The sequence below is a fragment of the Lentimicrobium sp. L6 genome, assembly GCF_013166655.1.
Taxonomy (GTDB): Bacteria; Bacteroidota; Bacteroidia; order Bacteroidales; family UBA12170; genus UBA12170.
On the sequence record NZ_JABKCA010000002.1, the window covers coordinates 1 to 13,487 of the forward strand.

Sequence of the window (13,487 nt, forward strand, 5' to 3'; positions counted from 1 at the left end):
AGTATAACGATATTGGCATAGGGTAGTACTTCATTGGTGTTTTTATCAATGATGGTTCCTCGAATCACATGGCTTTCGTCATTTTGTCCTTGAGAAAACAGGGATATGAGAAGAAAGAAGCTTAGTATAATGGTATTTGTTTTCATAAGTCTATGACTGTTCAGCTATTGAATAAGTTACATTCGTTGCTTATTTTTATGTAAAATTAATTGAAAACAACTATACATGGATGTTTTTAAATATTGTTAAGATTTGGGCAAGCAAAAAAATAGCCGCAGAATCCCACGGCTATTTCTCTTAGATTATTAAGTAGTTTATATAGTGCTTGAACTTACGTGTTTGATTCATAAAGTTTAAATTCGAGCCTACCTGACGGCTAGGCAGGGCTTGCGAAGTCCTAGACTTGGGAGTTTACTTTTGTAAATGACCAATTTTAGGACAAGCCTAACGAAGAAGTCGGACTTTATGGGCAAACACTATTTGCTTCTCTTCTTACTAGGAGTAGCCTTATGTTCCCTATTCATTTCAAATATATCGGTACTAATGGAATAATCTCCAATGAGATGACGGCAGAAATAATCTGCTTTGCGCCAGAAGAAATAATCACCATGTCCACCAAAACCATGTCGCTGACCAGTCATAATAAACAGGTCGAAACGTTTATTGGCTTTTATTAAGGCATTGGCCATTCTCAAAGTATTTCCAGGATGTACATTATTATCAATATCACCAGTAACCAGCATTAAGTGACCTTTTAAATTCTTTGCTAAATCACTATTTTTCTCAATTTGATATACAAAAGTGGTATCACCATCATCTGATACTTTTTCTTCAACTCCATGATGACGCTCACTCCACCAACGGTTGTAGATATTGTTTTCATGATTACCTGCAGAAGAAACAGCAACTTTATAAAAATCAGGATACTGTAATAAAGCTGCTGTCGACATAAAACCACCACCTGAATGACCAGAGATACCCACTTTATCGATGTCGATAAAATCAAAGCGATCAGCTAGTTGTTCCACTACATATTTCTTGTCTGCTAAACCATAGTCACGTAAGTCTCCGTAACCATAAGTGTGATACCACTGTGATCTATTTGGAGAGCCTCCTCTATTTCCTAATGAAATAACAACGAAACCCAATTGAGCCATTCTGTCATTTCTATCCATACGAGGAGAGAATTTGAAACTCATGGCTTCGGTTTGAGGCCCAGGGTACACATATTCTAAAATTGGATAAGTCTTAGTAGAATCCATTTTGAATGGTTTATACATCACTCCATAAATATCAGTAATACCATCGGCAGCTTTAGCTTTAAATGGTTCTGGGAATTTATAACCGGCAGCAAATAATGAAGATAAATCGGCAGTTTCTAATTCCATGACTAGATTTCCTGAGCGGTCTCTAATCTCCGATTTAGGCGTTGTATTCACTCTTGAATAGTTATTGATGAAATAATGATAAGAGTCGCTTAATTTGGAGCTATGATAGTAATTTCCTGTATTGAGTAGTTTAATATCGCCACCTTTTAATGAAACACTATACTGGTGGGTGTAATATGGGTTTTCATTGGCTTCTTTACCTTGAGCAGTAAAGAATAAAGTATTTGTTTTTTCATCTACTTTAGCAGAATATTCGTCTGTTTTCCATGGTCCAGAAGTCAATTGACGAACCAAAGTTCCATCAATATCATAAAGATAGAAATGCCCCCATCCTGTACGTTCCGACCAATGGATAAATTGCTTCTCATTATTGAAAAGGATTGGAGTTCTAGTATCCAGATAAGTATTCATACTTTCTTCAAGAATAACAGAAACTTCACCTGAATTTAAATCAGCAACACAAAATTCAAATTTCTTTAAATCACGACTGCTCCTGGTAAAGTAAAGTTTATCAGAGGATTCTGAAATCCATTGTGAAGCCAAGTGATCAGCTAGCTTTTCTTTATTGGTGAAAGATTTGCTGGAAACATTAACCCATTGGTTTTTGAATTTATTAGTTTGAATTTTTATATGTTCTTTGGTTTCTGCATCAAAAACCAAGAGTTCCACTTCTGTGGTGTCTTTTTCGCCTGGCATTTGGTATTTATAGGTTTCCAATTTGGGGCGTGGATTCTTCAATACATCAATCACCCATAATTCATTTAAGTGACGATCGTCGGAACGAATTAATGAGAACTTTTTAGAATCTTGGGACCAAGTTACCCAAGCACTTCTTCTTTTCTTCATTTCTTCTTTAATCTCTTTCTCTGTATCGTTATTCTGAGCAGTGTATCCACCACCATAGCCATAGTTCTTCACTCCATCATTTGTGATTTGGTACTCAACAATAGTAGAGTCTTTATGATCCTCATCATCTTTTTGTTTGTCTTCCTCTTCTTTTGCTTTCAAGTAGTTGGCATAATCCATCCAATACAAATTATAATCTCTAGCAAAAATGATAATGCTATCGTTTGGTGAAATATTAGCCCAGTCTGGATCTTTTATTTCTTTTTTCCAGTCTTCTATTTCTTTAAGCTCACCAGTTTCGATGTTATATTCTAGGTGAAAGACTTTTTTCTTGGGTTTGTCTTTTTTAGCTTTCTTTTTCTTATCAATCTCTCCGTCTTTTTCCTTTTCGTCGTCTCTTTTATCTTCCTCTTCTATTTCTATCACTTTTTCTTCTTCTTTTTTGACTGATGTAGAATCAGTAACATCCTCTTTCTTTTTTTCTTCAAACTGGGTGCTAGTTACATCAAAACGAAAGGTTTTATCTCCTTTTTCGAAGTCAGGTTTAATATCTGGAAGATGTTGTAAATCATAAGGATCCTTAGTAATTAATGTTAACTGAGTAGCCATGTGGTGATTATCGAAAAGTGGTTTTTTGCTTTTCTTTTCCAAATCAACTAAATAATAGAAAGTACCTTCAGTGGTTTTGTAGGTATACCAAAACTTATCTCCTGATTCTAACCATTTGGGTCTGACATCGAGACTAAAAACCATGTTTTTGATTTTTGTGGGACTAAAGCGCTCAGCCATTCTGTAATCTGCTTTGTCGATGGGTGTCTTTTGAGCAAAACTTTGAAAAATAAATGTACTCAATAGCATTGTCAATACAATACTTTTGTAGAATTGTAAGTTCATGTTTGATAATTTAATTTGTAATATCTTATTGGTGGCTTCGCAAAAATCTCGATGTAAATCTATCAAAAAAAGAGAAAGGATGAAGAAATATTTTGAATAATATTTTTTCAAGGTCACAAAAAAACCTATCAGCTACAAAACGGATAGGTTTGATTTATTTATTCTTGTGGAGGCTATTGTATAAGCAATCTTTGTGCTTGATATTCGCCATTTGAATTACTCACTTTTACCACATAGACACCACTTAAGTATCTTGAGATATTTAATTTTAGGTCTTTTTGGTTTTCAATGAGTTGAATAGACTGAATGAGTTCGCCAGACATATTATATACTTCTAAATAATCTGCTTTATTTTCCAAAAGAGAAATATTAACCCAAGTTTTAGCAGGGTTTGGGCTGAGTGTGAATTCAGGAAGTTTATTTATGGATTCGATGCCTGTACAGATATCTACTGTGAGTACCATAGCATCTGTTGCTGTAGTACTACCCTCTGCGGCAATACTTAAGTTAACTTCGCCATTGGCTATATCATTTGTTCCAGGTGTATATATGGTTTCGGAGCTGTTTGTATTACTAAAGCTTCCATCTCCATCGCTTGTCCAGCTCAGTGTTGAATAATTGGCAGCAAAAGCATTTAGTTTTGCAGTTTCATTGGTGCAAATAATTTGGTCGGGACCCGCATTTACCATGGTGGTTAAAACTGGAGGGATTTCTATATAGTCTACCCATGCTTTATCTAACCCGCCAATAGCACCTCCATCTTTTGTATATTTCCATTCTAATTCATGATTACCTTCATCAAGTTGGAATACTACTTGAGTCCAGCCAGTTTCTCCACTCCAGCTTCCTAGTGTTGCACCATCAACTAAAAAGTGAAGAAAATCATACCCTGACTCACTACTAACTTTTGTATAGAAGCTCACGATACCTGAAGCTCTGTCTTCTATTTCCAATGTCATTATTGAACTTTGGTTGTTACCGATTGCTCCTGAAACAACTGAGTAGTTATTATCCCAAGAGTTGTTTCCATCGATAGTCCAAGGATTTGATGACATACTAAATTCTTCGCCAATCTCTCCACTTTCAAAACTGATGGCTTGAGCAGGTAATAAAACGAAGTTGATTATATAATGGTCTTCATTAATATCTTGTTCTATAAAGAATGGAGCATAACCTTCCCTAGAAACTCTAATTCTATTGTTGCTGAAACTCACATCATTTATATTATAAACACCATTTGCATCAGTATAAGTTGCCGGAATTGGAGAGTTTAAAATGCTAATTTCAGCGCCTTCAATATTTTCACCTGTTACACCATCAATCACGCTGCCATATATAGGGCCACTTTCAGCTCGCTCTAAATAAACATCTTGAATAGTGATTTCATTTGCTGTGATTTCTAATGCAGAGAAGGTCTGTGGAATATATCCATAAGCAGAAAAAGTTACATTAAATTCGCCTTCTAGCAACAAACGGTAGTAGGCACCAAATTCAGTATTGCTCATATATGGTTCTCTGTAATCTCCTTGATCATCAAGTCCTTCTATAAATACCTCAGCAACTACTGCTTCATTAGTTTCTGCATCGTATACATGGCCTCTTAATGTTTGGTGGTTTGCTCTGTTTAAAACTAGCAGAGCAGATTCAATATTGTCTTCCACAATTTGTGGAACCTGACTTGCTGGTGGAATAAACTCTTGACCTAGTTCTACGGTAAAACAGAATATTCCATGCTTTCCATAGGCCCAATCGTCTGTAATTCCTGCAGCTGGGTATAGCTCATTGGATTGTTCTGGAATATAATGACCTGAACCCACTATGTTAGGAATGGTCTCGGCCATATTTATTGCCAATTCTTCCATGGCATAATGGTCGGGAGCTTGGGTAGTAGCAGAGTAAGCATAAGGAAATAGGACTAATTCGCTATAACTGTGGAATGAAATACCAGTAGTAAAGTGATGACTGGCCAATAGTTCCTTCATTGTATATGCTTCTGGTTCAGAAAATGCACCAGGGCCATGAAAAAGATCGCTTGAAGGAGTGCCAGAAGCACCAGAACCACCAAATTCCCACCCATAGTTTCTATTTAGATCTACACCGTCAGGGCCCTCACTCATGCTGGTGAATATTTCATCGTTATTATTATCCGCTGCATTTTTTCTCCACCATGTATTTATTTGGTCTAGTACTACTTCGTGACCATCAGGATTTACTATTGGTACGATATAGATTTCAGATGCATTTACCATATTGGTAATATCACTGTCAGTCCCATAATTATCTAATAAGTGATTGACAATTCCCATCACCACTTCGGTGGAAATTGGTTCGCGAGCATGGTGCGCACCCATATAGTAAACCGCTGGCTCATCTTCGTTTTCATTCACATTGTCAGATATTTTCAACATCCAAATATCATGTTGATAATCTTCGTAATTCGTCATCCCACTATTAAAATATTCTTTTCCATGACTGTCTCCAATGTCAGTTAATGTGCATATTTCAGGATAGTCAATTGCTAGTTGTTGTAATTCGGCTAATACTTCATCATAAGTTCTGTAACCATCGATACCTTTTTGCTGACTCAAATGAGCTTTATTTTTTTTAGCTGTTTGTGTGATTCTTAGTTGGAAATCCTCATCAATCAATTCCTGATACTTTTCTTGACTAATTAAAGCATCAAGATATGCACCTTCTTTATAGGCAGTAATTTCTAATTTCTTTTGTTTGAATGTTTTTAATTCGTTTTGTCCTGCATTATCAAGCCTAACCACCATCTGGTCTTGCGCTTGAATTTGAATAGTTATAATTAAACTAATAAATAGAAGAAATATGTTTTTCATTTGATGTAAATTATATTATGATTATAAGACCAATAACATGGTTATGAGTTGCCAAATATATTCATAATTTTTCCTTTTACCACATTAGAATGCTTTTTTTGTACTTTCGCCAAATGAATCATGTAAGACCCAAAAAGCAACTCGGACAGCATTTTTTAAATGACAAGAGTATTGCTGCAGATATTGTGAATGCCTTGAGGGAAGATACTCAGAATCTTTTAGAAATTGGACCAGGAACTGGAGTCTTAACAGATTTTCTCTTGGAGAAACCCATTGGTAATTTTCAAATCATTGAAATTGACAGGGAATCAGTAGCTTATTTATTGGAAGTGCATCCTGATTTAAAAAGCCAATTGATTTTAGGAGACTTTCTTCGATTAAATTTAGAGGAGGTTTTTCCCGAGAAATATAGCATAGTTGGTAATTTTCCCTATAATATCAGTACTCAGATTTTGTTTAAAGTGTGGGACGATCGGCATAAGGTGGAAGAAGTAGTTGGGATGTTTCAGAAAGAAGTAGCTGAACGAGTAGCTGCTGGTCCAGGTTCAAAAACTTATGGTATTCTAAGTGTATTGTTACAAGCTTTCTACCATATTGAATATCTTTTTACTGTGGAACCTGAGGTTTTTAATCCCCCTCCGAAGGTAAAGTCTGGAGTTATAAGGTTGCGTAGAAATGGTGTGAAAGAATTAGATTGCAATGAGAAGATCTTTAAGACAGTGATTAAAACAGCATTTGGTCAAAGGAGAAAAACCATTTCAAACTCTCTTAAAACCATGGGTTTTAAAGATCACCTTGAAGAACTTGGACATTTAGCCATCAAAAGACCAGAACAATTAGGAGTAGCCGAATTTATTGAAATCACAAAAGTGCTTTCTTAAGAGTTTAGAATAGTTTTGGTTTTGTGCGAATAGCCAAAAAGGCATTGAAAAGTAAAATGTTATAGCCATTTCGAAAAGCTCAATGGCTATAAAGCCAGATATTTTTTTATAGTGCTAAAAGTTAAAAGCAGCAGTGGGTAGCTATTAAAAAGCAAAATGGATGCCACCCATAAATCCAATACTTTGCACAGGATATTCATACCAAATATGATATTGGTCAGAGAAGATATTCGTAACCTTCAAGAAGAAGCCCAAGTCTTTGCTTAAATGATAATCGGCCATTAAGCTGAAATCCATCCAGGGTTCAACTGTTTTTTCTCCCTGATAAAGATTATACATTTTCGATTGTCCCAATAGTAAACCTGTTACTTTCAAGTTTTCTAGAACATAATATCCTACTTTCAATTTATAAGTAAAGGATGGCTTTTGCCATGCTCTAGTAGCGGTATCCATGGTGAAAGATTGGTATTTTCCCATGAGTTCTACATTCCATCTTTCAGTTTTAAAGAGGAATTCCATTCCGGCACCTAATTGCTGGCCTCCATCATAAATCACTGTGAAAGTATTGTTATAGGGTGAAGTTACATCTGTCACATACATAGGCATATTCTCAAATGCGGATGTTTCTACGAATGCATGATAGTCGAGAAAGCTTAAATAGTGACCTTTTAGACCAACTTTTACTTGGTATTTATTCTCAGTATACATCAATGGAATCACAGGGCTTATAAAGTTGTTTTCTGTACTTAATCCAAATACGCTATTATTATAGATTCCACCATTAACATGGGCGTATAGTAGGAGTTGGTCACCCAATAAACCGACTTCTAATTTTATACGTGGAGCTATTCGAACATTGGTATTGCTATCTAAACCCATGCTTAATTTGGCTCCCAATTCTAAAGTTAAGTTTTCGTGCTTAATCTGGTAATAAGGAGCTATGTCGTATAAACCATGGAAATAGCTTTCGGAGCTATCAATAGAAGGGGTGAGGCCTGAAAAGTTAAACTTAGTGCTGTAAGTTTGAGTATTGAAAGCAACTCCAATATGCTGCTGATCCACATTAATCCAGTCTACTGGATGCTCGTAATAGGCATCAATATCAATTAGATGTTCAGAGGTTTTAAATATATCCCAGAAATATTTATATCCCAATTGAATTTTCCAATCTCGGAATTTAGTATCAAAATTCCCCAAGATATCCCCATTGAAACCAATATGGGAAAAAACTTGATTAATATCGTTTTTTAAAGCTTCAGCACTTGAGCTAGGAAAGCTAAGAATAGGATAATCTTCTAATCTGAAGCCATATTGATGGATTTGATTTCTTTTATAATCAACAGAAAGACTTGTGGTTTGCTTTCTTCTTACACTTTTAGTCCATACCTTTGCAGTAGTTAAAGAACTTCCTGAATAGGCAAATTTATCAATTCCACCATTGGTAGAATAGTGACGAACATGAACACCCACCTGAGAAGTTTTGCTCATTTCGCTATTCACAAATAGTTCACCGTAAATGCTATTATATAAACCATAACCTGCTTTGGCAAAGTTTTGTGCATATTTCGGATTTTTTCTGTCTACAAATTTTGCAGCAGTCAATTTCTCCAGAGAATAATTGGTCTCGAATAGTTGAGGCGTTGTTAGATAGTCAATTTTGAGTTTTTGTGCCCTATTGGTATCTGCTTGAGGTTGAAAATTGAGTTTTTGTGCCTTACTGATGCTTGGATTAAATGGTGCAATAACCATTACTTCCTCATCGGTATCCATTTCTTCAACCTGCGCTACACTCAATAGTGGAAACCAAACTAGGAAGGCTAAAATGAACTTAAAGCCTATTTTAATACTGTTGATATATTGATGATGATTTACTTTCATAATTATGAATCTTAAAAATTAAGGCTATTGTTGTTCTGGATCTAATGTTACGCTGTCAGTTTCTGCTGGCGTATTTAGTTCTCGTTCTTCTATGGCTTCTAATTCTTCCACCACTTTCTTTTTCTTTAGGGCCATATTAACAAGTACAGAATCCTCTTGATTATCTATAATACTTTGCAGTGTTTGCAAGGCTTGGAATGTATTGTCATATTTTACATAGATATCTGCCAATAAGATAAAACCCTTAGTAATCCATTCGTCATATGAGCCATATTCGTTGATAAGCTCAAAAACTATTTTCTCTGAGTCTTTATAATTGGTTAATTTATACTGAATGAGCGCTTGGTAATATTTAGCCTCTGCAGCACTTTCTCCTTGCATGAGGTTAGATACTATGGTGTATTCTCTATTAGCCAAACTTAAATCTCCAGTTTTTAGAGCTGCATGTGCCATATATGAATGGGCCTTTTTCATGGTAGGTTCAGAAACTACTTTCGATGTTAAAATGGTTTTACCAATGACCAATATGCTATCGTTTTGCCCCATTTGCTGAAAGCATTCTAATTGTCCATCGAGACTTTCTGAGAGATATATCTCGCTAGAAGCAATATTAAACAGTTGTTGATAGTTTCTAAGAGCCATTACATAGTTTTTGTTGTATCTATATATTCGTGCCGATTTAAGAAGAGAGGATTCTCTAAAGGCGGCTTTTGAGTTAGTCAATACAAACTGATAGTCGAGTAGGGCTAGATCGTATTCACTGGTTTTAAGCAAGCATTCGCCTCTATAAAAGTGAGCGTTAATACTAAAAGCACCTTGTGGATATTTCTCTAAATAATGATTAAAACCAGGTACTGCTTCTCGGCAATTCCCGTTCATATATACATTTTCTGTGGCCATATAGGTGATACTATCTTGCTCATTATTACTAATATTTACGAACGGAATATTCTTTACATAAACAAAGAAATCATCAGCTGCATTCGATTCTACGTATATATTTCGGATACTTACTAGTGCTTCCTTTGATTCTTTAGTACCAGAATAATTTTGAACTACTTGCTTCAATACTTGTAAAGCCTCTTGCTTTTTGTCCATGTTATAATAGGTTAACCCAATTTTTAAAAGGGCTTGTCTTTTAAAAGGGCTGTTAGGATAATCTTTCACCAAGTTATTGAAGCTATTGATGGCTTTTTGACTTTGTTCGAAGATCAGATAGGTTGTCCCTAGTTCATATAAGGCATCATCCCCTAAATCTGATTTCGGATATTGGGAATAGAAGTAATTTAACTCCTCCGTCTTTTGTTGAAGGTTACCATCAGCACCATGGGCTAATGCTCTTTGGTAGAGGGCATAGTCGGCGTTGGATTGTTTTAAATCGAAAGCTGATCCATAATAGGTAATGGCATTTCTATAATCTTTAAGAAGATAGTAACAGTCTCCACTTCTTAAATAGGCATCCGCTATTAATTTCTCAGGTGATTTTCTGTCATTGATTACTTTTGAATACCATTCTATAGCATTTGAATAATCATCTAATCTATAATAAGAAAAAGCAATATTATAATTAAGTTTATTGGCTTCATTAATTTGATGGATCTTATAATCGCTTGCAAGTTCTTTCCATGCTTTAATGGCTTTATAATAGCTTTTCATTTGATATTGACAATCGGCAGCCCAGAATTTTGCTTGCAGACTCATCTTTTTGTCGGATGGATACTTGCGCGATTTTTCAAAAAGGTCAAAAGCATCCGTATATCTGGATTCTTGATAGAGTTCTGTAGCTCTATTGAAGGCAATTCTTTGATAGGCTTTATTGAGGTTTTCACTTCTATTGGGGATGCTTTCAATAGCGGATAAGGCTCCTTTATAATTCTTAGAGGAGAGAAATAAATTGACCAAATAGCCATATGCTTCGTTTTTCCGAGGTGAATTGGGATAGTTTTTGATGTAAGTGTCTATAGCTGTAATGGCTCGATTATAAGGGTCGTTGCTCAGTTCAAAAGATATCTTAGCAAAGTTAAACATGGCATCTTCTTGTATGGTCTTATCAAAATCCATTTGATAGGCCGCATAAAAAGTTTTTCCAGCAAACTCTTTTTGATTGGTTTTTAGATAGCAATTGCCAAGATTATATAAGGCATTTTGTGAAATAGCTGCGTTTTTGTTCCCTACTTTCTCGAAGTACTTAATGGCTTTTTCATAATTATCAACTTTCATATAGGCAAAAGCCAACTGGTAATAATCCGATTTTTCATATCCAGAATTGCTATTAGACTTGTAGAACTCTAAATACTCTATGGCTTTATCATACTTTTCTTGTTTGAAATAGGCATCGCCCACTAATTTGGCAATTTCATTTTTCCTTGGACCTCTGGCCTCCTCAAAAAGGGCAGGAGCTGTTTCTAAAAGTTTATCATAATTTTCTTCTTGGTAGAATATTTGGCAAATGTAATAAGGGACAATAGATTTAAAAGTTGAATTATCCCGAAGACTTTCAAATCCTTTTAATGCTGAAGGGAAATTCTTCTCATCATAGTTGATATGTGCATAATAGTAGGTGGCAGAATGTGCATAAGAAGATTTGCTGTCTTTTACTTTATAGAAATTAGTCTTGGCTTTTTTGGGCTTGTCGTTCATGAAGTAGCTATAAGCCAATTTGAAGAAATAGGTGTTTCTATCCTCTGGTTCCAGATTTGCTGGGCGTACTTGTTCGTATTCAACTACCGAGTTTTTGAATTTCTTATGCTTAAAATAGTAGTCTCCTCTTTCTTTTTTCAAAGTTTCGAGTTTACTATAATGGGGATAGTCATTTTCAAATTTCTCTACTAATCCTGGTCCTTCTCTTAGATCTAGTTTTAGGGAAATTAATGCATTATAATATTCTAAATCTGATAATTGACTTAGGTTTGCCCTTCCCTTTTTTAAATCATGAATGAGGGTTTGAGCCGCTAAAAGCCTATTATTTTCTGTTAAATCGCTTAGTAGAAGTTGTTGAGACTGGAACTCCTTATTGGCCTGAGAGCTTTGTGCCGCCAAGTAGTTGGCAGAGAAAAGGGATAATGATAAACTTAATATGCTATAGAATAATCTTTTTCGCATGGTCATAATATTTGATATTGCTAAATTACCAACAAATGAAAACTGGCTAAAGCTAAGCTTTGATAGATGATAACATCGTATTGTTGATAAACGGAAAGATTATGAAAATCGTATAACAAAAAAAAGAGCCACTCTTTTGGAGTAGCTCTTTTAGAATATTTGTTTTGTAATTATTTCACTAAAAATCTAATTACTTTGCTTTCGTTGTTTTGATTTAATTCTAAGAAATAAATTCCTTGGTTTAAATCTTCTATGTTAATATTTTCATTAAAAAGTCCTGTTTTTACATCAACAGATTGATTGGAAACAGTTTTTCCTAAAATATCAGAAATTACAATATCAAGATTACCACTTTGTTTAGCAATAAAAGATAAAGCCATAGATGTAGTAGCAGGATTTGGGAATAAGCTTACTTCAGAGATGTTAGTTAATTCTTCAACTCCTACATTAATAATATTAAACATAAAAGTTTCAGCATACTCAGAATCATCATTCTCTCTTGTCGCTTTAACCGACCAATAATAGCTAGTATTTCTATCTAAAACTGGAAGAGGATAGCTACCTGTGTTATTGTCAACTGTATACATCATTCCATCTGATAAATCAGCATTTTCACTTAAAACAATTTCATAACCAGCAGCACCTTCTATAGTTTCCCACTCTAGCTTAGGGCGAAGTGTATTTACTTCCTGATTGTTTTCAGGACTTGTTAATTCTGGTGAAGCTATCATGGTGAATTTATAAACTTCAGACCATGGAGATGTACTAGTAGGAGTAGTTGCTTTCACTCTCCACCAATATTCATGGCCAAATTTTAAAAAGTCAGGTTCTGCTTCATCATTTAGAGTAATAATAGTAACAGGTTCTGTAAATACTTCATCAGTACTAACTTCTAATGTATATTCAAAATCATCACCTTCATCACCTAATTTGTCCCATTTTAGAGTTAGGTCAAACTCTTCGTCAGTGGTATTGTTACTGGGTTTGTCTAGTTCAACAGTAGGTACTGTTTCGAACTCTCTAATTTCAGACCATGGGCTAAATCCATCTGCATGCATAGCTCTAACTCTCCAATAATGTACTTTCCCAAAAAGGAGATAGTCGGTAATTTGTTCGAAAACAACACCTTCAGCATTGATCATGCTGTGGTATGGGCTGTCAAAAGTATTTACAGTGTCAATGTCGATATCAAATCCACCAACACCTACAATGGTCTCACCATTACTTCTGTTTTTCCATTTTAGTTCCGCTAAAATGTCAATACCATCTTTACCATCATTTGGCTTAGAAAGTTCAACTTCTGTAAAAACAGAGAATGTAAAGGTATCACTCCATTCAGAAGTACCATTGTTATCCGTGGCTTTTACTCTCCAAAAGTATTCTTGACCAAATAGTAAGTTACTATTATAATAAGCAGAGATCTCATTCTGGTTTTCATCAACAACTAAGTTTGTAAAACTAGCATCAGTTGCTAATTGTACATGATAGGTGATTTCTCCAACTCCTGAAACGGCTACCCAATCCAAAACTGCATCTGGCATAGCTGTTTCAAATTCATTTTCGGGTGATGTAAGTTGCGGTACGGTCACTTTTTGAGCAAATCCTAGCTGTACCACTAATAACATGATAAATATTCCGTAAAATTTCTTCATCAT

Annotated in this window: 6 protein-coding genes; 1 reads left to right on the plus strand and 5 read right to left on the minus strand. The window is 35.1% G+C overall.

The window, feature by feature from the left end; translation table 11 throughout:
• Positions 1-476: 476 nt before the first annotated feature.
• Together HNS38_RS00680 and HNS38_RS00685 are read right to left on the minus strand one after the other, a co-directional pair.
• Positions 477-3,128: a DPP IV N-terminal domain-containing protein gene (locus HNS38_RS00680; protein WP_253916205.1), complete on the minus strand. Its 2,652-nt coding sequence runs from the start codon at positions 3,126-3,128 to the stop codon at positions 477-479.
• Between the two features lie 173 nt (positions 3,129-3,301).
• Positions 3,302-5,971, minus strand: coding sequence for a M14 family zinc carboxypeptidase (locus HNS38_RS00685; protein ID WP_172276374.1), 2,670 nt, complete (start codon positions 5,969-5,971; stop codon positions 3,302-3,304).
• Between the two features lie 113 nt (positions 5,972-6,084).
• Here HNS38_RS00685 and rsmA point away from each other — a divergent pair, with 113 nt between their 5' ends.
• Complete coding sequence (gene rsmA / locus HNS38_RS00690; RefSeq protein WP_172276372.1) at positions 6,085-6,852, plus strand: 16S rRNA (adenine(1518)-N(6)/adenine(1519)-N(6))-dimethyltransferase RsmA; 768 nt, start codon at positions 6,085-6,087, stop codon at positions 6,850-6,852.
• Between the two features lie 144 nt (positions 6,853-6,996).
• Here the strand turns inward: rsmA and HNS38_RS00695 are convergent, their stop codons facing one another.
• The 3 genes from HNS38_RS00695 to HNS38_RS00705 all read right to left on the minus strand — a co-directional run bounded on the left by HNS38_RS00695 (position 6,997) and on the right by HNS38_RS00705 (position 13,484).
• Positions 6,997-8,730, minus strand: coding sequence for a hypothetical protein (locus tag HNS38_RS00695; protein ID WP_172276370.1), 1,734 nt, complete (start codon positions 8,728-8,730; stop codon positions 6,997-6,999).
• 24 nt (positions 8,731-8,754) lie between these two features.
• On the minus strand, positions 8,755-11,832 hold the full coding sequence (locus HNS38_RS00700) for a tetratricopeptide repeat protein (protein WP_172276368.1): 3,078 nt from the start codon (positions 11,830-11,832) through the stop codon (positions 8,755-8,757).
• A gap of 170 nt (positions 11,833-12,002) precedes the next feature.
• On the minus strand, positions 12,003-13,484 hold the full coding sequence (locus HNS38_RS00705) for a T9SS type A sorting domain-containing protein (RefSeq protein ID WP_172345826.1): 1,482 nt from the start codon (positions 13,482-13,484) through the stop codon (positions 12,003-12,005).
• Between the last annotated feature and the right edge of the window lie 3 nt (positions 13,485-13,487).